Source organism: Brevibacterium sp. HMSC063G07, from assembly GCF_001810665.1.
Lineage (GTDB): Bacteria > Actinomycetota > Actinomycetes > Actinomycetales > Brevibacteriaceae > Brevibacterium.
Map to the genome: position 1 here is coordinate 132,246 of NZ_KV802350.1, position 24,400 is coordinate 156,645.

22 protein-coding genes are annotated in these 24,400 nt (G+C 63.3%); 18 read left to right on the forward strand and 4 right to left on the reverse strand.

The annotated features are described in order from the left end of the window. The first annotated feature begins 145 nt into the window (after positions 1 to 145). The 6 genes from pyrH to HMPREF2757_RS05995 all read left to right on the forward strand — a co-directional run bounded on the left by pyrH (position 146) and on the right by HMPREF2757_RS05995 (position 5,048). Entirely contained in the window at positions 146 to 889 is a 744-nt protein-coding gene (pyrH, locus tag HMPREF2757_RS05970; protein WP_070574261.1) for a UMP kinase, read from the forward strand. 27 nt (positions 890 to 916) lie between these two features. After that, entirely contained in the window at positions 917 to 1,474 is a 558-nt protein-coding gene (gene frr, locus HMPREF2757_RS05975) for a ribosome recycling factor (protein ID WP_070574263.1), read from the forward strand. 19 nt (positions 1,475 to 1,493) lie between these two features. Continuing rightward, entirely contained in the window at positions 1,494 to 2,393 is a 900-nt protein-coding gene (locus HMPREF2757_RS05980; protein WP_256278277.1) for a phosphatidate cytidylyltransferase, read from the forward strand. 66 nt (positions 2,394 to 2,459) lie between these two features. Further along, positions 2,460 to 3,788, forward strand: a complete 1,329-nt coding sequence (gene rlmN, locus HMPREF2757_RS05985; protein WP_070574267.1) for a 23S rRNA (adenine(2503)-C(2))-methyltransferase RlmN — start codon at positions 2,460 to 2,462, stop codon at positions 3,786 to 3,788. 41 nt (positions 3,789 to 3,829) lie between these two features. Beyond that, positions 3,830 to 4,387, forward strand: coding sequence for a DivIVA domain-containing protein (locus HMPREF2757_RS05990; protein ID WP_070574268.1), 558 nt, complete (start codon positions 3,830 to 3,832; stop codon positions 4,385 to 4,387). Positions 4,388 to 4,397: 10 nt separating this feature from the next. Beyond that, entirely contained in the window at positions 4,398 to 5,048 is a 651-nt protein-coding gene (locus tag HMPREF2757_RS05995; protein WP_070574270.1) for a hypothetical protein, read from the forward strand. 126 nt (positions 5,049 to 5,174) lie between these two features. Here the strand turns inward: HMPREF2757_RS05995 and HMPREF2757_RS06000 are convergent, their stop codons facing one another. Next, positions 5,175 to 6,371, reverse strand: a complete 1,197-nt coding sequence (locus HMPREF2757_RS06000) for an acyl-CoA dehydrogenase family protein (RefSeq protein WP_070574272.1) — start codon at positions 6,369 to 6,371, stop codon at positions 5,175 to 5,177. Between the two features lie 130 nt (positions 6,372 to 6,501). Between HMPREF2757_RS06000 and dxr the strand changes: the two genes are divergently transcribed. The 6 genes from dxr (at position 6,502) to HMPREF2757_RS06030 (ending at position 14,569) form a co-directional block, all read left to right on the forward strand. After that, positions 6,502 to 7,707 (forward strand): 1-deoxy-D-xylulose-5-phosphate reductoisomerase, encoded by a 1,206-nt coding sequence (gene dxr, locus HMPREF2757_RS06005; RefSeq protein WP_070574274.1) that lies wholly within the window; start codon positions 6,502 to 6,504, stop codon positions 7,705 to 7,707. Continuing rightward, complete coding sequence (locus tag HMPREF2757_RS06010; protein ID WP_070574276.1) at positions 7,704 to 9,137, forward strand: M50 family metallopeptidase; 1,434 nt, start codon at positions 7,704 to 7,706, stop codon at positions 9,135 to 9,137. Before dxr ends, HMPREF2757_RS06010 begins: the two co-directional genes overlap by 4 nt. Positions 9,138 to 9,308: 171 nt before the next feature. Continuing rightward, on the forward strand, positions 9,309 to 10,313 hold the full coding sequence (locus HMPREF2757_RS06015) for a TAXI family TRAP transporter solute-binding subunit (protein WP_070574278.1): 1,005 nt from the start codon (positions 9,309 to 9,311) through the stop codon (positions 10,311 to 10,313). A gap of 94 nt (positions 10,314 to 10,407) precedes the next feature. Then, positions 10,408 to 12,459, forward strand: a complete 2,052-nt coding sequence (locus HMPREF2757_RS06020) for a TRAP transporter permease (protein WP_083304136.1) — start codon at positions 10,408 to 10,410, stop codon at positions 12,457 to 12,459. An 83-nt stretch (positions 12,460 to 12,542) separates the two neighbouring features. Then, positions 12,543 to 13,691: a flavodoxin-dependent (E)-4-hydroxy-3-methylbut-2-enyl-diphosphate synthase gene (gene ispG, locus HMPREF2757_RS06025; RefSeq protein ID WP_070574448.1), complete on the forward strand. Its 1,149-nt coding sequence runs from the start codon at positions 12,543 to 12,545 to the stop codon at positions 13,689 to 13,691. Beyond that, entirely contained in the window at positions 13,688 to 14,569 is an 882-nt protein-coding gene (locus HMPREF2757_RS06030; RefSeq protein WP_070574280.1) for a GNAT family N-acetyltransferase, read from the forward strand. Before ispG ends, HMPREF2757_RS06030 begins: the two co-directional genes overlap by 4 nt. 76 nt (positions 14,570 to 14,645) lie before the next feature. Here the strand turns inward: HMPREF2757_RS06030 and HMPREF2757_RS06035 are convergent, their stop codons facing one another. Next, positions 14,646 to 15,038, reverse strand: a complete 393-nt coding sequence (locus HMPREF2757_RS06035; protein WP_070574282.1) for an RNA-binding S4 domain-containing protein — start codon at positions 15,036 to 15,038, stop codon at positions 14,646 to 14,648. A 102-nt stretch (positions 15,039 to 15,140) separates the two neighbouring features. Between HMPREF2757_RS06035 and HMPREF2757_RS06040 the strand changes: the two genes are divergently transcribed. Further along, a complete protein-coding gene (locus HMPREF2757_RS06040; RefSeq protein ID WP_070574283.1) occupies positions 15,141 to 16,964 on the forward strand; it encodes a proline--tRNA ligase in 1,824 nt (607 codons plus the stop codon). Positions 16,965 to 17,061: 97 nt separating this feature from the next. Here HMPREF2757_RS06040 and HMPREF2757_RS06045 read toward each other — a convergent pair whose 3' ends face one another. Both HMPREF2757_RS06045 and HMPREF2757_RS06050 read right to left on the reverse strand, forming a co-directional pair. Then, positions 17,062 to 18,081, reverse strand: a complete 1,020-nt coding sequence (locus tag HMPREF2757_RS06045; protein ID WP_070574285.1) for an aminoglycoside phosphotransferase family protein — start codon at positions 18,079 to 18,081, stop codon at positions 17,062 to 17,064. After that, the gene (locus HMPREF2757_RS06050; RefSeq protein WP_070574287.1) at positions 18,078 to 18,965 is read right to left on the reverse strand and encodes a DUF4439 domain-containing protein; all 888 of its coding nucleotides are present in this window, start codon (positions 18,963 to 18,965) and stop codon (positions 18,078 to 18,080) included. The genes HMPREF2757_RS06045 and HMPREF2757_RS06050 overlap by 4 nt, the downstream gene beginning before the upstream one ends. 107 nt (positions 18,966 to 19,072) lie before the next feature. Here HMPREF2757_RS06050 and rimP point away from each other — a divergent pair, with 107 nt between their 5' ends. The 5 genes from rimP to rbfA all read left to right on the forward strand — a co-directional run bounded on the left by rimP (position 19,073) and on the right by rbfA (position 24,368). After that, on the forward strand, positions 19,073 to 19,540 hold the full coding sequence (gene rimP, locus HMPREF2757_RS06055; RefSeq protein WP_070574289.1) for a ribosome maturation factor RimP: 468 nt from the start codon (positions 19,073 to 19,075) through the stop codon (positions 19,538 to 19,540). A 64-nt stretch (positions 19,541 to 19,604) separates the two neighbouring features. Continuing rightward, positions 19,605 to 20,564, forward strand: coding sequence for a transcription termination factor NusA (gene nusA, locus HMPREF2757_RS06060; protein ID WP_070574291.1), 960 nt, complete (start codon positions 19,605 to 19,607; stop codon positions 20,562 to 20,564). Between the two features lie 41 nt (positions 20,565 to 20,605). Continuing rightward, on the forward strand, positions 20,606 to 20,887 hold the full coding sequence (locus tag HMPREF2757_RS06065; RefSeq protein WP_070574293.1) for a YlxR family protein: 282 nt from the start codon (positions 20,606 to 20,608) through the stop codon (positions 20,885 to 20,887). A 110-nt stretch (positions 20,888 to 20,997) separates the two neighbouring features. Then, positions 20,998 to 23,889 (forward strand): translation initiation factor IF-2, encoded by a 2,892-nt coding sequence (gene infB / locus HMPREF2757_RS06070; RefSeq protein ID WP_070574295.1) that lies wholly within the window; start codon positions 20,998 to 21,000, stop codon positions 23,887 to 23,889. 23 nt (positions 23,890 to 23,912) lie between these two features. Continuing rightward, positions 23,913 to 24,368 (forward strand): 30S ribosome-binding factor RbfA, encoded by a 456-nt coding sequence (rbfA, locus tag HMPREF2757_RS06075; protein WP_070574297.1) that lies wholly within the window; start codon positions 23,913 to 23,915, stop codon positions 24,366 to 24,368. Positions 24,369 to 24,400: the final 32 nt, after the last annotated feature.

Below are 24,400 nucleotides of genomic sequence, written 5' to 3' on the forward strand. Positions count from 1 at the left end.
CGGGTGTCGGCACCGCACTCGGCCCGGTGGATTCGGACGCTGAGAGCGGCTGCGGGGCGCCTGTCTGCGTGCCACAAGGCGGAATGCAGAATCGGCAGGCGCGGATGGGTAGACTGGGAGCGATCCAAACGAAGGAAGGAAGCAGATGCCGCACACCGTGAGTGAGAGTCCGAAGCCCGAAGCCACACATCGGCGCAGGGTCCTGCTCAAACTCTCCGGCGAAGTGTTCGGCGGCGGCTCGGTCGGAGTGAACCCCGATGTCGTCGCATCTGTCGCTCGTGAAATCGCGCCCACTGTCGGCGAAGTCGAAATGTCGATTGTCGTCGGCGGCGGCAACTTCTTCCGCGGGGCCGAACTGCAGAACGGCGGCATGGACCGCACGCGCGCTGACTACATGGGCATGCTCGGCACCGTCATGAACTGCCTTGCACTGCAGGACTTCCTGGAACAGCTCGATGTGGACACCCGCGTGCAGACGGCGATCCCCATGCCGCAGGTGGCTGAAAGCTACATTCCGCGCCGAGCCATGCGACACATGCAGAAAGATCGCGTCGTCATCTTCGGCGCCGGTGCGGGCCTGCCGTTCTTCTCAACCGACACCGTCGCCGCTCAGCGCGCGCTGGAAATCCACGCGGACGAAGTTCTCGTGGCCAAGAACGGAGTCGACGGCGTCTACACGGCCGATCCCAAATCCGATCCGACGGCGCAGAAGCTCGACAGCATCTCCTACCAGGACGCTCTGCAGCGCGGGCTCAAAGTCGTCGACGCGACAGCTTTCAGCCTGTGCATGGACAACAACGTTGCTATGCGCGTCTTCGGTATGGAAGGCGAAGGAAATCTGCGCTCGGCCATCATGGGCGAGAACATCGGCACCGTGCTCTCTGCCTGAGAGCCAGCACTATTCATAGGAGACACAATGATCGATTCTGAGCTCAAGGACGCACGCGGCCGCATGGACGGCGCCGTAGAGGCCACCCAGGAGAACTTCGGTTCCGTGCGTACCGGCCGCGCGAACCCGCAGCTGTTCGCCAATATTCAGGTTGAGTACTACGGAGTGCCGACCCCGCTGCAGCAGCTGGCCTCCTTCCAGGTGCCCGAAGCTCGCACCCTCCTGATTTCACCGTTCGACCAGTCGGCATTGGGCAACATCGAGACCGCCCTGCGCAACTCCGACATCGGCGCCAACCCCGCCAACGACGGCAACGTCATCCGCGTGGTCCTGCCGGAGCTGACCGAAGAACGCCGCCGCGAGTACGTCAAGATTGTGCGCGGCTACGCGGAAGACGGCAAAGTGGCCATCCGCAACGTCCGCCGCCGAACCAAGGACACCCTCGAGAAGTTCCAGAAAGACGGCGACCTCGGCGAAGACGAAGTCCGGGCGGGCCTGGCCGAACTCGACGAGCTCACGAAGCGCAAGACCGACGAAATCGACACGCTTCTTGCGGCCAAAGAAAAAGACCTGATGGAAGTCTGACTTGACTGCTCAATCACCCTTGACTTCCTCAGACGACAGCGCGGAAGCACAGCAGACGCCGTCGCCTGAGGAAGTCACACCTCCGGCGGAAAAAGACTACGGAAAAGCAGGACGGAACCTGCCTGCCGCAATCGGGGTCGGCGTGGGCATCGGCGGGACCGTGCTGGTCAGCCTCCTCGTCTACCCTCCGGCGTTCCTTGTCATCGCCGTCATCGGGGTTCTCGCCGCCACGTGGGAACTGTCCACCGCACTGTCTCGCTCCGGGGCAGATGTCTACCGGCCGCTGACCATGACCGCAGCTGCCGGCCTTGTGCTGTCGAGCTGGTTCGGCGGGCGCGAAGCCGTATGGGTCGCATTCACCCTTTCAGCGGGCATCATCATGCTCGTCTCGCTTATGACCGGGCGGCCCAATCCGGTCAAAGAAGTGTCCCTGTCGCTGTTCGCCCTGACCTATGTCGGGCTCATGGCGGCGTTCATCGTCTACATCCTCCACCAGCCGCAGGGCAATCTTCTGCTCATCACGTTCCTGGCCCTGGCCGTGTCCTCTGACACCGGGGGATACGTGTTCGGCGTGCTGTGGGGCAAGCACCCCATCGCACCGAAGATCTCGCCGAAGAAATCCTGGGAGGGGTATGCAGGTTCGACCGTGTTCGCCGTGACCGTCGGAATCTGCATGGCCGTTTTCGCCTTCCACGTGCCCTGGTGGGAAGGCGCTGTTCTCGGTCTGGTGATCCCAGCCTTCGCAACGCTCGGGGACTTTTCGGAATCCATGATCAAACGCGATCTGGACCTCAAAGACATGGGCAATCTGCTGCCGGGCCACGGTGGTGTCATGGACCGATTGGACTCGATCCTGCCCAGCGCCCCCGTCGTTCTCGTGCTCTACACAATTCTGCCGGGGTTCATCACCACAGGCTGATGAGGACGACGATCACACGCTCCCCTCGGGCCACTGGCGCGGGAGCTTTGGAATAATGGGGGAGTCATGAGCAACACGCGTCGCAAGCAGGTCCGCCCCGTCGTCGAACACGAAGACGGCTCAACATCCAAGACGCCTACCCGCGATGGCCGCCCGCTGCTGAACTTTCGCGCACCGCGCGTGACCCAGCCGCCGCGGCACTTCGCCGACATGTCGATGGAGGAACGACAGGACGCCGTGCGCGAACTCGGTCTGCCCGCCTTCCGCGCCAAGCAGCTGTCCAATCACTACTTCCAGCGCAACATCACCGATCCTGCGCTCATGACAGACATCCCGGCCGATAAGCGCGATGCTCTTGCCGAAGCCTTCTTCCCACCGCTGCTGAGCGAGGTCCACCGGCTGAAGACCAAGAACGGCGACACCATCAAATTCCTGTGGCGTCTGTTTGACGGCGCACTCGTCGAATCCGTTCTCATGCGCTACCGCAATCGCATCACCCTGTGTGTGTCGTCCCAGTGCGGCTGCGGTATGAACTGCCCGTTCTGCGCCACCGGCCAGCAGGGGCTCACCCGCAACATGTCAACAGCCGAAATCGTCGAACAGGTCATCCGAGCCAACCAGGCTATCGCCGCAGGGGAACTCGCACCGACCGCGGAGCCGGACATCAACATGCTCGGCGAACAGGCAGCCGCGGTCGGCGACGAATCCGGCGAATCCGACGTAGGCGCTCAGACCGGTGCGCACACCAGCGCTGGCGACAAACCCTCTGCCACCCAAACACCCGCTGGCCAAGAGCGGGTGACGAACATCGTGTTCATGGGAATGGGCGAACCCCTTGCCAACTACAAACGCGTCATGAACGCCATCCGCCGCTTCACCGACGCCGCCCCGCACGGCCTGGGAATGTCGCCGCGGCGCATAACGGTTTCAACGGTGGGGCTGGTGCCGGGCATCCGCAAACTCATGAGCGAAGATATTCCCGTCACATTCGCCCTGAGCCTGCACGCACCCGATGACGGCCTGCGCAATGAGATGATTCCGGTCAACACACGCTGGAATGCCGACGAGGCGATTGACGCCGCCTATGACTACTACCGCACAACGGGCCGTAGGGTGTCGATTGAATATGCCCTCATCAAAGACATGAACGACCACGCGTGGCGGGCAGACCTTTTGGCAAAGAAGCTCAATGCCCGAGGCAGGGGCTGGGTGCACGTCAACCCGATTCCCCTTAACCCCACTCCGGGCTCGGTGTGGACCGCATCTGAACCGCAGGTTGCCCAGGAATTTGTAGACCGCCTGGTTTCGGCCGGAATTCCCACCACTATTCGCGACACCCGCGGACAGGACATCGACGGTGCCTGCGGTCAGCTGGCAGCGTCCGGCGAGGACTGAGACAAGCCGAACACAGCACGCATCACCTAAGAGGAGACCACATGGAGAAGAGCTTCCCCAGGATGTCGGGGTGGAAGTCCGGCTATGATCCCGGACAGGTTGACAGCTTCTTCAAGCGAGCCCGCGAATCCTATGAGCGCGAACAGCCCGGCCCGGGTGATCTCGATGCTCGCGCAGTGCGCACCGTGGGCTTCGATTTGGTGCGCCGCGGCTACCACGTCGGTGTTGTCGACGCGGCTCTCGACCGTTTGGAGGACGCGTTTGCCAAATCGTCTCGCGAACGGCTGATTGCCGAAGAGGGCGAAAAGGCGTGGATGGACAGACTGTCTTCTGCAGCCGGGTCGCTGCAGGCCCGTTTGGAGCGTCCTCGCGGTGAGCGGTTCGAACTTGCCGCCGACCGCACCATCGGCTATGACCTCGCTGAGGTCGACGAACTGTGCGACAAGATCAGCGCCTACTTCACACAGGGCCGGGCGATGAGCGTCGACGAGGTGCGCCGAGTTCTGTTCCGCACCCGCCGCGGGGAGCGAGCCTACGATGAAGACGAGGTCGATGCGTTCATCGACCGTGTCGTGGAAGTCATGGCCTCTGTCGACTGAGGGGATCTCTGTGAACGCCGATCTGCATTGGTTCCGCAAGCCTGCGACCAACGGTCCACGGGACAAGGGGACGTTCAACCCTGTCTTCGAACTGCTTGACCACCCGATTGCTGTGGGCCGCGGTGGGGAGGCATTTGCCTCTGGCGAGTGCGAACTGAGCTATGAGGACGCATTGGATCGCGCTGCGAAGTTCGCCGGGATTATGCGCGCTGTGTCCGAACCGGCCCCGCAGATGCTCATTGTTGAAGACGGGCTGAAGCCGACAGCTCTGCTGCTGGCTGTTCTCGGGGCAATGCGCGTGGGCACGTGCGCTGTCATCGGTTCAAAGGGACTGACTCCGCGGCAGAAAGCAGAAGCGCCGATTCTGCGGTCGGCATCTTCTGCAGCCATGCAGCATCAGGCGCAGGCCGTTGCTGAATCGCAGGCGCGCGCTGGAATGCACACTGCCACTCGGTCACTCGATACGCACTTTGAGGGTGCGGAGCTGCTGGCCGATGGGCCGGACAGCGCACCGTCTGCTGTGGACACGCTCATGAAGCAGGCGGCCTTCAAACACGCGGCCGCCGAGCCGCTGGGACCCGGACGTACGCTCATGCGCCTTGACGGCATTGAGGTTACGGCCCTGGAAAGCCTCGAAGCAGTGCGCACTCTGCTGCGCTGATCAGAGCGAACCGAACTCACAGCAGGCGGCCTGGCTGTCGCCGCATCAGCCCTCACAGCCGCGAAAAGGCCCCGCTCCCTGTTCGGAAGCGGGGCCTTCTCGCGTTAGCAGTGCCTCAGCTGTGGATCAGGCGAAGGCGTTGATGCCGGTGAGCGCACGGCCCAGCGTGAGCTGGTGAACTTCGTGTGTGCCTTCGTAGGTCAGCACGGTTTCGAGGTTGATGGCGTGGCGCAGCGGCGAGTATTCGCTGGTGATGCCCGAACCGCCGAAGAGTGCGCGCAGGTCGCGGGCGATGTTCATAGCGGTGTCGACGTTGTTCATCTTGCCAAGCGAAATCTGCTCGGGGCGCACGCCGTCCTTCGAGTCCTTGAGATCGCCGAGGTGTGACGCAAGCAGGGTGATGTTCGAGTACTGGCCGAAGGCCTTCGCCAGTTTCTGCTGCGAAATCTGGAAAGCGGCCAGCGGCTTGTCGAACTGGATGCGGCTGCCGGTGTACATGAGTGCCTGTTCCAGGGAGTCGCGAGCAGCACCGGTGACACCCCAGACGATGCCGTAGCGGGCTTCTGAAAGGCAGGACAGGGGTCCCTTGAGTCCCTCTGCCTTCGGCATGACGGCCGAACCGGGCAGGCGGACGTTGTCCAGGACGATTTCACCGGTGATGGAGGCCCGCAGTGACAGTTTGCGCTGGACGGTGGGGGTTTCCACGCCGGGGGTGTCGGTGGGAACCACGAAGCCGCGGATCATGGGACGGCCCTTGGCATCGGTTTCGTCGGTCTTGGCCCACACGACGGCGACGTCTGCGACGGGGGAGTTGGTGATCCACATCTTGGCGCCGTTGAGGATCCAGTCGTCGCCGTCGCGCTTGGCGGTGGTGCGCATGTTCGACGGGTCCGATCCGACATCCGGTTCGGTCAGGCCGAAGCATCCGATGGCCTTGCCTTCGCCCATGCGGGGCAGCCATTCTTCCTTCTGCTCTTCCGAGCCCCAGTGGTGAATGGCGAACATCGCCAGCGAACCCTGGACTGAGACAAGCGAGCGCAGGCCCGAGTCGACTGCTTCGAGTTCACGGCAGGCGATGCCGTACATGCGGGCAGAAGCGCCGGGCAGCGTGTAGCCGTCCAGGTGCATGCCGAGCAGGCCGAGCTCACCGAGGCCTTCAGCGAGTTCACGCGCGGGAATGGTGCCTTCGAGGTACCAGTCGCCGATTTTTTCGCGCACGTTTTCATCCAGCCAGCTGCGGACGATGCCAGCCCATTCGCGCTCTTCTTTCGAGAAGAGGTGATTGAGTCCGAGGATTTCGTCCGGGTGTGAGGTCTTGGCCATTTCACTCCTTTGTTCAGAGGGCTCAGGGAGGACTTCCAAAAAAGAGTATAGCCGAGATATGTATTTTCTGTGACGAATATCCCCTGGTCCCTCTGAGCGCGGGTTCAGCGACGTCTGCCAAGATAGCCGGGTGCTTCACATCTCAATTCTCGGCTCGACCGGTTCCGTTGGGACGCAGACCCTCGACGTCGTCAGCGCCCACCCTGACCGCTTTCAGATAGTCGGTCTCGTCTGTCACACGAATATTGCCGCCGCAGCCGCGCAGGCCGTTCGCTTTCGCGCAACTGCCCTGGGTGCTGTCGGTGCCGCATCGGCTGACGAGGTGGAGCGGGCCGTCGCATCTGCCGCGGCCGCCGCTTCGGTTGCGAACCCCGTGGAGCGGGTGTTCGTCGGGCCACGGGCAGCTGACGATGTTGCGAAGCTCGAAGTCGATACGGTCCTCAACGCCATCACGGGTGCTGCCGGTCTGACGGCGACTCTGGCTGCCCTTGAGCGCGGCACAGATGTCGCGCTGGCAAACAAAGAGTCGCTCATCATCGGCGGCGATGTCGTCATGGAAGTCGCTGCGCGAACGGGTGCGCGCCTGCTTCCGGTCGATTCTGAGCACTCTGCCGTGTGGCAGGCCCTACGGTCTGGCCGCCGCGAAGAAGTCAGCCGTTTGGTGATCACGGCAAGCGGGGGGCCCTTCCGCGGGATGACGGAGTCTGAACTTGAGGCGGTCACACCGCAGCAGGCGCTGAAACACCCCACGTGGGACATGGGCAAGGTCATCACGACGAATTCGGCAACGCTTGTCAATAAGGGTTTGGAGGTCATTGAGGCGCATCTGCTCTTCGACATTCCCTACGAACAGATCAGTGTGGTCGTCCACCCGCAGTCGCAGATTCACTCCATGGTCGAATATGTCGACGGCTCCACGATCTCGCAGGTCAGCCCGCCGGATATGAAGCTGCCGATCGCCTACGCCCTCGGCTATGAGGAACGGCTGTCGAACATCACGGCACCCAACCGCTGGGACGAGCCGACACAGTGGACATTCGAACCGGTTGACCACGATGCGTTCCCCGCCTTGCGCTTGGCCGTGCGCGCCGGCCGGATCGGCAGCACCGCACCGGCGGTCTACAACGCGGCAAACGAAATCCTGGTGGATGCCTTCCACGATGGGAAGGTCTCCTTTCTCGACATCAGCAGGGGGCTGAGTGCAGCACTCGATGCGCACACACCGCACAACGGGAAGCTGACGGCCGAGCTTGTCTTGGCGGCTGATGGCGAGGCCCGCACGTTCGCCCAGCAGTGGGTGGCCGAACGGGCAGCGCACGGGGGAGAGCGTTCATGACCGCCCTGCTGTACGCATTGGGAATCGTCTTCATGCTCGCAGTCGTCGGGCTGTCCATTGGGCTGCACGAACTGGGACACCTGGTGCCCGCCAAGCGCTTCGGGGTGAAGGTCACCCACTTCATGATCGGCTTCGGCCCGACCCTGATTTCGTTTAAGCGCGGTGAAACCCGCTACGGCATCAAACTGCTGCCGCTGGGCGGCTTCATCGCCATGCCGGGCATGTATCCGCCGAAGCAGGCGGTTCACGCTCGGGCTGAGGAGCTGCGCGGAGTCGAATCAGCACACGACATTGTGGAGGCCGACGCCCAGCGCCGGGCGGTTGAAGGCGTCTGCGGGCAGCAGGGCGCCGGACGAAAGCGCGTGTTCGAACAGAGCGCGGAGGACGCCCGAGAATTCTCCAATCGAGGAATCGCACCGGGAGAAGAAGGCCGCACCTTCTACGCCCTGTCGGTTCCCAAGCGCTTGGCCGTCATGTTCGGCGGGCCCGCCGTCAACCTCGTCCTCGGGATCGTCTTCTTGGGCATTGTGCTCATGGGCATCGGCGTTCCGGGACTGTCCACCCAGCTGTCCGGGGTTGTTGAATGTGCCGTCGACGCCGAAACCGCACAGAAGCGCGGGCCCGATGCCGAATGCCAGCCGGGTGATACTCCCGCCCCGGCAAAGGCTGCCGGTCTCAAACCGGGAGACACGATCACCGCCGTCGCCGGTACGCGGGTAGACACCTGGGAGCAGGTGCAGAAGATCATTGCCGACAGCGCCGGCAGGACCGTCACCGTGGCTTACGAACGCGGCGGCGGTGAGCACACTGTGCAGGTGCCTATCATCGAAACTGAGCGCGCGGTCTACGACGACGATGGAAAACAGAAGTTCACTGCCGACGGAAAGCCGGAAACCGCCACCGTCGGCTTCTTGGGGGTCTCACCGCAGAAGAAGCACTATCCGCTGTCACCGGCGCAGTTCCCGGCCGAAGCGGGCAAGGCACTCGGGCAGACCTTCGCTGCGTTGGCGACTCTGCCGGTCAAACTCGTTCAGATCGGGAATGTCGCTCTCGGGGGAGCGGAGCGCGACCCCAACGGGCCGATGGGCATGGTCGGTGTGGGCCGAGTTGCCGGCGAAATCGTGTCGGCAGACGCTTTCGCGGTGGTCGACAAGGTGCAGCTGGGCCTGAGCCTGGCGGCATCGCTCAATCTGTTCCTGTTCGCGTTCAACATGGTTCCGCTTCTTCCTCTGGACGGCGGGCACATCGCGGTCGCCCTCTACGAAGGAGCTCGCCGCAGGATCAACCTCTCTCGCGGTCGAGGACTCATCGGCCCGTTCGACACCGCAAAGCTGCTTCCCCTGACCTACGGGGTCGTGGGAATTCTGCTGTGCATGACAGCACTGCTCGTCTACGTCGACATCGTCAAGCCCGTCAGGCTGTTCGGCTGACACCTGCGGCTGAGCCCCGGGGCTGGAGAACTACCGGCAGGAAGCTTGTCTGAGCGCCCGCTGAGGGATTTCTGGCAGTGCGCCCAGAAGATGCGCTATTCTTCTCACAGCCATTTGGACGTATGACCTGCCGCACGTTTCTGCGTCGGCGGGCCCAGACATAGGAGCCTCATGAAGAAGAGCGTTCTTCTCAAGATTGCAGCTGCCGCAAGCGCAGCCGCTCTCGTACTCACCGGATGTGAGCGCGGCGGAGCCGAGGGCGGCTCGGCGGCACCGGAAGAGAACTTCACCAAGGACCTGACTTTCGGCACCGGCGGCACCGCGGGCGTCTACTACCCGCTGGGCAACGAATACGCCCGCCTCCTGCAGGACACGGACGCAGACCTGAAGGTCAACGCCGTCGAAACCGACGGTTCTGTCGACAACCTGGGCCGCATTGCCAAGGGCGACGCTCAGCTGGGCTTCACCCAGTCGAACACCGCAAACGATGCCGTGCGCGGAACCGGCGATTTCGAAGAGGTCGGCAAACTCAGCAACGTCGGCTGGATGGGCCAGCTGTACCCGGAAGCCGCCCAGATCATCACGCTTGAGAAGAGCGGCTTCGACTCGGTTGAAGACCTCAAGGGCAAGAAGATCGCCGTCGGCGCACCCGGTTCCGGCACCGCCGCGGTTGCCAAGCTCATCCTCGACGCCTACGGCTTCAAGGAAGGCGACTACGAACCCTACGAAGAGAGCTTCGCGGATGCCCGCTCCAAGGTGCAGGACGGCAACATCGACGCCTCTATCGAAATCCTCGGCGTCCCGGCTGCCGCGCTGTCGGAACTGTCTGCCAACGCCGACGTCAAGCTCCTTCCCATCGACAAGGACAAAGCCGAGAAGATCGCAGCTGAATCCGAATACGAAAGCTACGAAATCCCCGGCGGCGCCTACGACTTCGCCAAGGACCCGGTCCAGACGGTGACCGTGTTCGCAACGATTGTCGGCTCGACCAACCAGATCAGCGAAGAAGACGGCTACGCCATCACCAAGTCGCTGTACGAAGACGCCGGTAAGATCTCGCTGGCGCAGGGCAAGCTCATCAAAGTCGAAGACGCTCTGCTCGGCCGCGGCGATGTCCCGCTTCACCCCGGCGCTAAGAAGTACTTCGAAGAAAAGGGCGTCGAGGACCAGAACTGATCCTCTCACCCTCGGCTGACAACCGCGGCGACGGCGCGCTGAGCGCCGTCGCCGCGTGGGCCGTCTAGACCATCCCCACGACAGGCAGAAGATCATGACTCCCTCCGATACCGCCAAAAACCCGGACCCAAGTCCCGTCGCTGACACGGCGCCCATGGACCAGAAACAAGCGCAGGACCTCGCAGACAAGGTCATGCGCGACCTGGACAGCGCTTCGCGTCACCGCATCAACTCCGACATGGGGCCGTGGCGCATTGCCGTCTTCGTCCTGTCTGTCGCACTGACCGTCTTTCAGCTGTACACAGCGCTCTTCGGCACTCGCCCCACACTGATCCAGGGCTCGATCCACGTTGGCGGGGCCATGGGCATCATCTTCCTGCTGTACCCGCTGCACAGGAGCCTGTGCCTGAAATCTGATAAGAACCGCAAGGCCTACTACACGGCTCTCTCCGTTGACACTGTGCTGTCGCTGCTGGCAATGGGAACCTCCGTTTACCTGCTTGCCAACTACACCTATCTGACGGGTGTCGGCGTGCAGATCCACGGCTATTCGACTCTCGACACGATCGTCGCGCTTGTTGCGATCCTCCTGATCCTCGAAGCCACCCGCCGCTGCGTGGGCCTGCCGATCGTGATCATCGCCGTTGTTGCGCTGCTGTACTTCTGGCTGGGCAACTACTCGCCGATCATGCGCTACCACGGCACCACGTGGCAGAACATGGTGCAGCAGACCTACTATTCGTCGCGCTCGATCTTCGGCGTGCCGATCCAGGTGTCCTCGAGCTTCATCTTCCTGTTCCTGTTCTTCGGCGTCATTCTGGTGCGCACCGACATCGGCGCCTACTTCAATTCGCTTGCATTCCGCCTGACCGGCCGCTTCGCCGGCGGCCCGGCAAAGGCTGCAGTCGTCGCCTCGGCAATGCAGGGAACCGTGACCGGCTCATCGGTCGCCAACGCTGTGACGTCCGGTTCTTTCACGATTCCGCTGATGAAGAAGGTCGGCTTCGGCCCGAAGTTCGCCGCTGCGGTCGAAGCAACCGCGTCGACCGGTGGTCAGATCATGCCGCCCGTTATGGGTGCGGCCGTGTTCATCATGGCCGAGTACACGGGTGTTCCCTACTCGCAGATCATCCTCATTGCGATTGTCCCGGCGTTCCTCTACTTTGCAGGCGTGATGCTCGCGGTGCACTTCGAAGCGCGCCGTCTGCGCATCGAAGGCTACTCAAAGGACGAACTGCCGCGCTGGAAGATGCTGCTCAAGCGCCTTGACCAGCTGCTGCCGCTGGGCGTGATCATCGTGACGCTTCTGGCTGGCACCACGCCGCAGAAAGCCGCACTGTGGGGCATTCTCATTGCCTTCGTCATCAGCCTTCTGCGCGCCAGCACTCGCCTGGGCTTCAAGGACACGATCCTGCTGCTGGAAGAGGGCGCGAAGACCGCTCTGCCCGTCATTGCCGCCTGTGCGACTGCGGGTATGGTCGCAGGCATTGTGACCGCCACCGGTCTGGGCGGCCGTCTGGCCGATGGCATCCTCACCGCCGCGGGTGAGAACTTCTTCCTCGTTATGTTCTTCACCATGATCGCCTGCCTGGTGCTCGGCATGGGCTTGCCCACCACCGCCAACTATGTCGTCACGGCCACCGTGGCAGCGCCGATCCTCATTTCGAATTTCGATGTGCCGATTCTGGCTGCGCACCTGTTCGTGTTCTACTTCGGTCTGCTTGCCGATGTGACCCCGCCGGTCTGCCTTGCTGCCTACGCGGCTTCGGGCATTGCCGGTTCGAACCCGCTGAAGTCCGGTGTCACGGCGCTCAAGGTGGCTGTCGCCGGCTTCCTCGTGCCCTATGTCTTCGTGATGGAGCCGGTGCTGCTGTTCCAGGGCGACCAGAATCCGCTCATGTTCATCCCGGTGTTTGCGACAGCGCTGCTGGGCATGGCTGTGCTTTCAGCGGCTGTCGCAGGGTTCTACTTCCGCAAACTCGTTGCGTGGGAATCCGTCATCCTGGCACTTGCAGGCCTTCTCCTTGTCTACCCGGTCATCGCAATGTCGCTTCTTGGCCTGGCTATTGCGGTCGTCATGGCCATCTACCAGCGGATGACCGAGCGAAAGAAGACTCTCGGCACATCCACAGGAGCCGGGGTCTAGAATCGTTCTGCGGGCCGCAGGCTACGGTCCAGGCCCGCAGAACTGTGCACATCCCCGCAGCCTCGTTCGAAAGGGAACCGCCTGTGACATCGGTCAATCTGGGAATGCCGAAACCACCCCCGCCTGTTCTGGCTCCCCGCCGCAAGACCCGGCAGATCAAGGTCGGAAGCGTCGGAGTGGGATCGGAATCCCCGGTCAGCATCCAGTCGATGACGACCACCAAGACCACTGACATCAACGGCACGCTGCAGCAGATCGCTGAGCTCACCGCTGCCGGCTGCGATATTGTGCGCGTAGCCTGCCCGTCTGCTGATGACGCCGAAGCGCTTCCCGCGATCGCCCAGAAGTCGAAGATCCCGGTCATCGCTGACATCCACTTCCAGCCGAAGTACGTCTACGCGGCCATTGACGCTGGCTGTGCCGGTGTGCGCGTCAATCCCGGCAACATCCGCAAGTTCGATGACCAGGTCAAGGAGATCTCCAAAGCTGCCGCGGACGCCGGAGTGTCGCTGCGCATCGGCGTCAACGCCGGTTCGCTCGATAAGCGGATCATGGAGAAGTACGGTTCGGCCACCCCGGAAGCCCTCGTTGAGTCCGCAGTGTGGGAAGCGAGCCTTTTCGAAGAGCACGATTTCCACGACTTCAAGATCTCGGTCAAGCACCACGATCCCGTCGTCATGGTGCAGGCCTACGAAATGCTCGCCGAGCGCGGCGACTGGCCGCTGCACCTGGGCGTGACCGAAGCCGGTCCGGCATTCCAGGGCACGATTAAGTCTGCAACCGCCTTCGGCGCCCTGCTCTCCAAGGGCATCGGCGACACCATCCGCGTGTCGCTGTCCGCACCGCCGGTTGAAGAGGTCAAGGTCGGCGAACAGATTCTGCAGTCGCTCAATCTGCGTCCGCGCAAGCTTGAAATCGTGTCGTGTCCGTCCTGTGGGCGCGCTCAGGTTGATGTTTTCGAACTTGCAGAAAAGGTCACGGCCGGCCTTGAGGGCATGGAGATTCCGCTGCGCGTGGCCGTTATGGGCTGTGTTGTCAACGGCCCGGGCGAGGCTCGCGAAGCCGACCTCGGTGTTGCCTCCGGCAACGGCAAAGGCCAGATTTTCGTCAAGGGCGAAGTCATCCGCACCGTACCGGAATCGAAGATCGTCGAAACGCTCATCGAAGAGGCCCACCGCATTGCCGAAGAGTCCGATCAGCCTTCCGGTCCGCCCGAGGTCATCGTCGGGTGACGACGCTTGCAGCCCCGCTGCTGCATGAGCACACCGACTGGTTCGCCGCGGAGATCGCCCGTGATCCCGCGGCGAACGTCTTCCTGCAGGCACTGCTGGAACGCTCGCGCACAGTGGAGATAGCCAGTCCCGCGGGCCGGATGGTGGGGTGTTTTCGCGACGGACGGCCGGTTGCCGCCTACTGGCTGGGCAACACGATAGTTCCCCTGGGCGCGGATCCTGAGAGCAATTGCGTTATGGCTGGAATCCTCAACCATGAGGGGCGCAGGCCGTCGTCTTTTGTCGGGCCCGCCGAGCAGATTCTGGATCTGACCTCCCGGCTGAACTGGGGCCCGCCCCGGGACCGCAGGCCCAACCAGCCGCTGCTCAGTGCGCTTGCCGCCCCGACCGCTGTGCCGGACCCCCTGGTCCGGCAGTTCTCCCCGTACGAGGCGGAGGTCGTGTTTCCGGCGTCTGTCGCCATGTACGAAGAAGAGGTGGGTCACTCACCTCTGGAAGGCGGAAGCACGGGCTATCGCAGGCGGGTCGAGTCTCTCATTGCCGGGGGTCTGTCGCTTGGCTACACGGCACGCACCGGGCCCACCGGGCAGCCTATGCCTCTGTGGCCCAACCGAATGTCTGACGAACAGGTCGTCTTCAAGGCCGATATCGGGATCGGCTCGGGTGTGTCAGTTCAGGTGCAGGGTGTGTGGGTGCACCCCGAGTATCGCGGCAGGGGACTCGCTTCGCGCGCCATGGCTGCTGCAACCGCTCTCATTCGGCGTCGCTTTGCTCCGACAGTCACGCTGTACGCCAACAGCCACAACGTGCCGGCCCTGCGCGCATATGCAAAAGCCGGGTTCGTTCCCGTGGGCACATTCGCGACAGTCAACTACTGAGATCCAAGCGGGTCTGCTTTCGTGAGAAGCCGGTGCAGGCGAGCAGACAGCGGGACCGGGGCGGCACCTCGTGAGTTCAGCGGGAAGTGCGGCCGCGCAGCCGGTCCCAGGCCCGGCGGTCTTTTTTCGTGGGTCGACCGGCGCCCTTTTCGCGCTTGGGCACCGGGGCGCGCAGCAGGGGGTTCGGCGGGGGAGACGTGTCGATGTAGCAGGCCGCGGCCATAGAAGCCGGTCCTCGAGTGTCGAGAAAGCCCTGCACCGTGAGCACTCGCTCAGCGCCCGGTCTGCGGATGACGACAACTTGGCCGATCTTAACCTTGTCCGCGGGTTTGGCGCGGTCGCCGTCAATGCGCACGTGCCCGGATTTGATCTGCTTCTGCGCCAAAGACCGGGTTTTGAACGCGCGGACGGCCCAGAGCCACACATCGATCCGCTGGCTTGCACCGGCGTCAAAGTTCAGCTCGGGCATAGGCCTCCTTCCGCTGTGGTCGACCGGGTGGTGAAGATGCTGCGAACAACTGTAGCGCCGGTGATAATCTTGCCCCGATACCTGCCCGATAAAGGAGCCCACATGACCCTGCGGCTGTCGAATCTGTTCGTCCGGACACTGAAAGAAGATCCGGCCGATGCCGAAATCAAAAGCCACAAACTGCTGCACCGCGCCGGCTATATTCGCCGAACCTCGCCCGGTATCTTCTCGTGGCTGCCGCTGGGCCTGAAAGTCCTTGAACGCGTCGAAGCGATTGTCCGTGAAGAAATGGAGCGGGCAGGAAGCCAGGAAGTCCACTTCCCGGCGCTGCTGCCGGCTGAACCCTATGAACAGTCCGGCCGCTGGTCCGCGTTCGGCGAGGGCATATTCCGGCTCAAGGACCGCCGTGAGCACGACTACCTCCTGGCTCCGACCCACGAAGAGGTGTTCACCATGCTGGTGTCCGACCTCTACTCGTCCTACAAGGACCTCCCGTTGAGCCTGTACCAGGTTCAGACTAAGTACCGCGATGAAGCTCGCCCGCGAGCGGGCCTGCTGCGCGGGCGCGAATTCATCATGAAGGATGCCTACTCCTTCGACATCGACGACGCAGGCCTCGACGTTTCCTACGAAGCCATGCGCCGGGCCTACATCAACGTCTTCACGCGTCTGGGACTGCCCTACGTCGTGGTTGAAGCAACCCCGGGTGCGATGGGCGGTTCCGGCACTCACGAATTCCTCTACCCGACGGAGGTCGGTGAAGACACCTACGTCCGCTCTGAAGGCGGCTACACCGCCAATGTCGAGGCTGTCACCACGCCGCTGGCCGCCCCGGTGCCCTTTGACGGTCTGCCAGAAGCGCAGGTCATCGAAACGCCGGATTCGCGCACCATCGAAACTCTCGTTGCAAGTGCGAACGAAGTCTTCCCGCGCGCCGAGGGCCCGTGGACGGCGGCGGATACGCTCAAGAACGTCGTGTGCGCTCTCATCCACCCCGACGGCGAACGCGAAGTCATCGTCATCGGCCTGCCCGGCGACCGTGCGGTCGACCTCGACCGCGCTGCCGGAACCGGTCTACTCGGCGATGGTGAAATCGACCTTGAACCGGCAACCGAAGACGATCTCAAAAAGCATCCGGGCCTCGTGGCCGGGTACATTGGCCCCGGAAACTCGCTGGACGCCGCTGTTCTGGGTGCGGAGAGCTCGACGGGCATCCGCTACTTCCTCGACCCCCGGGTCTCCGAGGGCACGCAGTGGATCACCGGAGCGAACGAAGACCGCAAGCATGTCTTCAACCTCACCGCCGGCCGCGACTTCACCGCAGACGGCTATATCGAGGCGGCTGAGATTCGCGAGGGCGACCCCGCCCCGGACGGCTCGGGTCCGCTGCAGTTGGCCCGCGGTGTTGAAATCGGCCAGATCTTCAAACTGGGCACCCGCTACGCAGAAGCTCTCGGCTTGAACGTGCTTGATGAAAACGGCAAGTCCCGTGTTGTCACAATGGGCAGCTACGGCATCGGCGTCACCCGTGTTCTCGCCTGTCTGGTCGAAGAGTTCGCCGATGACAAGGGTCTGCTGTGGCCGGTGCACTTGGCTCCGGCGGACGTTCACATTGTTGCCACCGGCAAGGGCGACGAACCCCTGGAAGCTGCTGAGAAGCTCACCGCGGCCATCGAAGAAGCCGGTTTCCGGGTTCTGCTCGATGACCGTCCGAAGGTTTCACCGGGCATGAAGTTCGGCGACGCCGAACTGCTGGGCGTGCCGAACGTGCTCGTCGCAGGCCGCGGCCTGGCAGAAGGGCTCGTAGAGCTGCGCGATCGCTTCACGGGCGAATCGACCGAACTGCCTGTTGACCAGGCAGCCGACGCAGTCATCGCCCGTCTGCGGCAGCAGTACGCCGAACAGGACGCCATCGAACTTCTGTAGCCGTCACGTGCTGGCACTCGAAGCGTCAGCTGCAGGCCAACGCCCGCGCCCCACGCGAAAAGGCTGGGCCACCGGCGTTGGCTCTGTGATCGGCGGCTCAGCCCAGCGGTTTGAGCTGCTGAGCGGTGATTCCCTGCACGCTGACTCCGGTGAGCGCGCGGGCAACCCACAGCGAGCGCTCTGCGTCTTCGAGCAGCCGGGGACTGCCCTCTGAGGCAGCGCGCAGATACCAGAACATGTTCTGGACTTCGCGAGCGACGGACGCGCCCATCGCCCCGCTGGGATTGATCTGTGCGCAGTGCGATAGCTCTGCAGCGAAGCCGCGCAGCCAATCAGCCTGCCCTTCGGGATCTGCCCCTGGGATTTCGCCCAGCCGGTTCCACATGAGCGGAGCAAGCATGTATTCGGTGGGGCCTGTCAGCGGCTGAGGGTCGATGGCCTTCCACGTGGCGATTCCGGCGGCATCGGGATTGCCTGCAAGGATGTTGTAGTAGTGCAGGTCGGCGTGCAGCAGCCAGCTGTCGGCAGCGCCGGCGAGCTCTTTGGTCCACGACAGGGCCGTAGCGATCACCTGTTGGTCGGCGGGTGTGAAGGCGGGGAAGTCCTCAACCAGGCGGACATCGACATCAAAGCGCTTGAGCCACGCCGCGGCAATGTCCTGCACGCGCACGAATCCGCTGGTGCCGGGCACCCGCAGCGCCTGCACAAGCTGGCCCCAGATGGGTGCTACGGCGTGCAGCGGTTCTGTCGACAGATTGACTTCGGTGCGCAGCCTTTCCTGCAGGGTGGCGCGCAGGGACGGGTCGTCTTCGATGATGCGCACGGCACCGTGTCCGCCCCAGGCGCGCAGCGCCCGAATGGTCTGTTCGTGCACGGTCGGATTGTCGGCGTTCGGGGCGGCTATGCGCAGTGCGGCGGGAAAGCCGTCGTGCAGCCGAACCGGAATGACGAGGCTTTCAGCGCCCGCCCAGGGTGAGCCTGGCTGGGGGTCCGCCGTGAGCTTCCACCGGTCGAACAGCTCGAACACGATGTGGTCCAGCGCCGCAGCCCAGGCCTGTGCGCGTTCTTCGCCTTGGGTCTGCGTTGCCGAATTGAGCAGCACTGCGGGCACTTTCACTGGGCTTCTCCTTCGTAGCGCAGCAGCTGAAAGCCGCCGAAGCCGATGCGAGCGTCAGCACTCGCTTTGAGTTCGCGGCTGGCCAGGGACACCGCAGCGGGGTCTTCGAACACCCCGAACAGCGCGGCAGCGACGGTGTCTTCCAGTTGTTGGGCGAGTTTCCGCGCTGATGCCGGATCAGACGGATTGTGCGGCAGGCGCCACGCGGGCCGGTTTGCGGCTTCTTCGCGTTCGGCCTGCTTCAGGAGCGTGTTGGCGTCTGCGGCGGCGTTGGCCAGTGCTTCCATGCGGGTGGTTGCCAATGTGCGCTCGCGGCTGTCGGGTTTCACTGCAAGGGCCGCCTGGGAATAGCCGTAGGAGGCTTTGAACGCGGCCTTGGCGAATTCGCGCAGGGGGTCGGTGCCGCCGTCGGGGCGGTATGTCGGTCGGTTTGAGAGTTCCGGGAAGCCCTGTGCGGGAAGCTTGGCGAAGCGCTCCTGGATTGGCTTCCATTCCGGTACGAGGTTCGATGCGCCGACTGCCACGTCGATGATGATTGCCGTCTGCGGGCCGCCGAGTGTGTGAATGTCGCGCAGCACGAGGTCGACGATGGAGTGCATGGCTGAAACAAAGCTCTGCGGCTGTGGAGTCTCTGCGGAATCGGCTCTGTCTGAAGACCACGGCGGACCGATCGCGGCGGTGAGCCTGGTGCGCTCTTCTTGGTGGTCGTGGTCGTCTATGGAGGACAGCACTGCGGCAATCCGGCCGCGGGAGGACTCTTCGGCTTCTGCCTGCATGCGGTCTTCTGGCGAGCCCAGGCGCAGGCCGCATCCCGACAGCGCAGCAGTCGCGCTGAGCACGAGGAATGCGCGCCTGCTGGTGTGCTTTGGACGGGTGTTGGCCATCTGCTCATCCTACTCGCCGCGCGTGCCCAGCTGTGAAGTGAAAGCCCGTCCGCGGCCTGTCGGAGGGTGCGTTGTCCCTGTGTTCGGCGTGCAGCAAGAATAGGGGCATGGCTTATTCAGAAGACGACATCGCCCAGGCAGCCGCGGGCCCCCTGGAAGAACTGGGCTTGTTGGTGGAAGAAGTGAAAATGCACGCCGCGGGTGTTCACCGGCGATTGACGGTCACAGTGGATCTTGCAGGCGACACGACTGAGGCCGTCTCTTCGGATCTCATCGAACAGGCCACTCGCGCCATTTCCGATGTGATCGATCCGCTCCCGCTGTTCAACGACAAGCCCTATGAACTCGAAGTGTCGTCCCCGGGCGCGCTGCGACCCCTGACCGAACCGCGTCACTTTCGCCGCAACGTCGGACGCACCATCGAAGTAAGGCCTGTTGGTGGAAGGAAAACAGCCGGTGTTCTGACCGCGGTGACCGGATTGGGCATTGTGCTCGAACCCGGTTCGGGCCGTGAACCGGTGGAGTTCTCATTCGACGGAATTGAAAAAGCCCAGGTGGTTCTCAAGTTCCGCTGATGCGGCACTGCGCCAGCATGAACTAGGGTTGAACAGGACCGACAGGACAGAAGAGGAGCGGGCAGTGGACATCGATCTTGGCGCACTGAGGCTGATTGAAAGCGAGCGCGAAATCCCGATGACGACGCTGGTGGGCCTGATTGAGCAGGCTCTGCTGAGCGCGTACCACAACATGGAGGGCCACTACCCGGACTCCCGTGCGGACATCGACCTGACAACCGGCAAAGCCACCATCTGGGCCACGGAGTTCGACGCTGATGACAACCCCATCGGAGAGTTTGACGACACACCTGAGGACTTCGGTCGGATTGCCGCTATGACGGCCCGCAATGTTATCCACCAGCGTCTGCGGGCAGTTGAAGACGAAGGCGTGCTCGGATCGTTCCGCGACAAAGAGGGCGAAATCGCCTCCGGCATCATCCAACAGGGACGCAACGCCGCCATGATCCAGGTGGACCTGGGTGAAGTCGAAGCTCTGCTGCCGCCGCACGAACAGGTTCCGGGCGAAGACTATCCGCACGGACGGCGCATCCGCGTGTTCATCGCTGACGTTCGCCCTGGAAACAAGGGGCCGTCGATTACGGTTTCGCGTACGCACCCGAACCTGGTGCGCAAGCTGTTCGCCCACGAAGTTCCCCAGATCGCCGACGGTTCGGTGGAGATCGTCTCGGTTGCGCGCGAAGCTGGGCACCGCACCAAACTCGCCGTGCGGGCGACCGTGCCGGGGCTGAACGCCAAGGGCGCCTGCATCGGGGAAATGGGCACTCGAGTGCGCGCGGTGATGAATGAGCTCGGTGCAGAGAAGATCGACATCGTCGACTACAGCGAAGACCCGTGCGCCTTCATCGCCAACGCTTTGAGCCCGGCAGAAGTCGAGCGGGTCGAAGTCCTGGACGCCGACTCGAAGATGGCACGAGCCTATGTGCGGCCGGACCTTCTGTCGCTTGCAATCGGCAAGGAAGGACAGAACGCCCGCCTGGCCGCCAAGCTGACAGGGTGGAAGATCGACATCGTCGAAGCCTAGTGCCCACAGGCTGGCCGAGCCCGTGCTGTAGACTGAACGGCGTGGTCTCTTCAAACAGCGCGCCCGAACGCATGTGCATCGGGTGCCGTGCAAGAGCACCGCAGAACGACCTCCTCCGTCTGGTGCTGCAAACCGAGCCCCTTCGGATTGCAGTCGATGAGGACCGAGCGCTTCCCGGCAGGGGCGCTTGGATTCATCCGCAGGCAGACTGCCTTGAAAAGGCAGTGAAGAAGAGCGCATTCGCAGCTGCCTTCAAGCAGAGAATCCCGCGCAGCGCATACGAAGATCACGGAAAGTGGTTGCAGAAGATGGATAACAAGTAGTGAGTGCTCAGAAATGACACCCAAGACTTACGGACGTGGACAGTGAAATGAGCACTGTTCCGACTCGATGAGGTTCTCTCCTGTCTGGAGGGGACCCGGACAGGAGAAAAGTGGCTAAGCCCCGTGTTCACCAGCTTGCAAAAGAGCTGGGAACGACAAGCAAAGAAGTGCTTGCGAAGCTTCAGGAAATGGGCGAGTTCGTAACATCGGCATCGTCAACCCTGGAAGCTCCCGTCGTGCGCAAGGTCCGCGAGGCCTTTGACGGTGCAGACAAGCCCGCAGCCGACGCAGCGTCGGCTGCTGAGAAACCGGCGGCGAAGAAGCCCGCCGCGAAGTCGGCCAGCACAAAATCGACGGCAGGCAAAAAGCCGGCAGCCAAGCCGACCCCAGCAAAGGCGACAACTGCTGAATCGACGGCCGCTGAGAAGCCGGCAGCGAAGTCGACCGCCGCGAAACCGGCTGCCCCCAAACCCGCACCCAAGTCGGCAGCTCCCAAGCCCGCCGCACCCAAGCCGTCGGCCCCGGCTGCCAAGAAGCCCGCGGCTCCCAAACCAACTCCCAAGCCCGCAGCGAAGCCCACTTCCAAGTCGGCGGCAAAGAGCGAAGAAGCCCCGGCACCTCGTCCGGCAGCACCTCGGCCCGGTGGCTCACGCCCCGGCAACAACCCCTTCGCTCCCAAGCAGGGAATGCCCACGCCCGGTCCTCGTCCGGGGGGGCCCCGCCCTGGCCCGCGGCCCGGTGGCTCACGCCCCGGCAACAACCCCTTCGCTCCCAAGCAGGGAATGCCGAAGGGCGACCAGCGTCCCGGCGGGCAGGGCGGCAAGCCCGGACCGAAGCCCGGCGGCGGTCGCCCCGGTCCTCGTCCCGGTGCTCCTCGCCCCAACCCGGCGATGCTCAAAAACTCAGCGCTCAACCAGCCCGCACCCGGTCGCGGCCGCGGCGGGCAGGGCGGTCCCGGAGGCCCCGGCGGTCCCGGTGCACCCGGTGCTGGTCGTCCGGGCGGTCCTCCGCGCGGCGGCGGTCGTCCCGGCGGAGGCCGTCGCGGTCCCGGCCGCGGTGGAACACAGGGTGCTTTCGGACGCGGTGGCCCCTCCGGTCGCCGGCGCAAGTCCAAGAGGGCTAAGCGTCAGGAAATGGAGGAAATGCAGGCGCCGTCAGTCGGCGGCGTCAAGGTTCCCCGCGGTGACGGCTCCACACCGCTGCGTCTGCGCCGCGGTGCGTCGCTGGCGGACTTCGCCGAGCGCATCGAAACCGATCCCACAAACCTGGTGACGATTCTGTTCCACCTGGGTGAGATGGCGACTATCACGCAGTCGCTGGATGAAGACACCTTCAAGGTGCTGGGCGAAGAGCTCGGCTACAGGATCGAAATCGTCTCGCCCGAAGACGAAGACCGCGAACTGCTCGAAAGCTTCGGCTATGACCTCGAAGCAGAAGAGGCTGAAGACGAAGACGACGACCTCCTGCAGCCTCGCCCGCCGGTGGTCACCGTCATGGGTCACGTCGACCACGGTAAGACGCGCACGCTGGATGCGATCCGCAAGACGAACGTCATTGACCGTGAGTCCGGCGGCATCACCCAGCACATCGGCGCCTACCAGGTTACGGTCGAACACGAAGGCGAAGAGCGCAAGATGACCTTCCTCGACACCCCGGGCCACGAAGCCTTCACGGCTATGCGTGCTCGCGGTGCGAAGGCCACCGACGTCGCGGTCCTCGTTGTGGCAGCCGACGACGGCGTTATGCCGCAGACCATCGAAGCGCTCAACCACGCGCAGTCCGCCGGTGTGCCGATTGTCGTGGCGGTCAACAAGGTCGACAAGCCCGAGGCCAACCCGGACAAGGTCATGCAGCAGCTGACCGAGTACAACCTCATTGCCGAAGAGTACGGCGGTGACACCATGTTCGTGAAGATCTCGGCAAAGCAGGGCACCGGGATCGACGAACTGCTCGAATCCGTGCTGCTGACCACCGACGCCGCCTTGGACCTGCAGGCCAACCCGGACCGGGAAGCACGCGGTGTCGCCATCGAAGCGAAGCTCGACCGCGGTCGCGGTGCTGTCGCAACCGTGCTCGTCGACTCCGGAACCCTGCGCCAGGGCGATGCGATCGTCTGCGGATCCAGCCACGGCCGCGTTCGGGCCATGTTCGATGAAAACGGCAACACGGTCGAAGAAGCCGGTCCGTCGCGTCCCGTGCAGGTGCTCGGTCTGTCGAGCGTGCCGCGGGCAGGCGATTCGTTCATGGTCGTCGGCGATGACCGCACGGCGCGTCAGATCGCTGAGAAGCGCGACGCTCTTGAGCGCAACGCGGCAGCTGCGCGCAGCCGCAAGCGCATCAGCCTCGAAGACTTCACGAAGGCGATCGAAGAGGGCAAGATCGACATGCTCAACCTCATCCTCAAGGGTGATGTGTCGGGTGCTGTCGAAGCTCTCGAAGACTCGCTGATGAACATCGAGGTCGGCGACGGCGATGAAGTCGGCCTGCGAATCATCCACCGCGGTGTCGGTGCAATCACCGAAAACGACATCAACCTCGCAACGGTCGACAACGCAATCGTCATCGGCTTCAATGTCCGCCCCGAAGCCAACGCTCGCGACCTCGCAGATGCCGAAGGCGTTGACGTTCGCTACTACTCGGTGATCTACGACGCGATCGATGACATCGAAGCAGCACTCAAGGGCATGCTCAAGCCGGAATACGAAGAGGTGCACATCGGTTCTGCCGAGATCCGCGAAGTGTTCCGCTCCTCGAAGTTCGGCAACATCGCCGGTTCGATCATTCGCGACGGCTCCATCAAGCGCAACGCAAAGGTTCGTCTGACCCGCGACGGTGTCGTCATCGGCGACAACCTCTCCGTCGAATCGCTGCGCCGCTTCAAGGATGACGTCACGGAAGTCCGCGAGGGCTACGAATGCGGTATCGGTTTGGGCAAGTTCAATGACATCCGCGAAGGTGACATCCTCGAAGCCTTCGAGATGCAGGAAAAGCCCCGCGACTGAGACTGGAATAAGGAGCCTCTGACATGAGTGATCCCACACGCGCCCGCAAGATTGCCGACCGGATCAAAGTCATCGTGGCTGAAACTCTCGAAACCCGGGTGAAGGATCCGCGGTTGGGCTTCATCACGATTACGGACGTCCGCGTAACCGGTGACCTGCAGAATGCAACCGTGTTCTACACCGTCTTCGGGGACGACGAGCAGCTGGCATCAACGCAGGCGGCGCTGGAATCAGCACGCGGTCTTATCCGCTCGGCAGTGGGCAAGGGGCTGGGCATTCGCCTGACCCCGACTCTCGAGTTCACTGCCGACGCGGTTCCGCAGGCCGCCGAGGACATTGAAAATCTCCTGGCGAAAGCCCAGGCTCGCGATGCCGAAATCGCTGCAGCATCGAAGGGCGCTGTTCCGGCGGGAGACGAAGACCCCTACCGCAAGCCCAGGGAACGCCAGCCGAAAGACGAATTCGATTTCGACGGCTGACCGAGTGTGACGAAACTCGTAGGGGGCGGCTT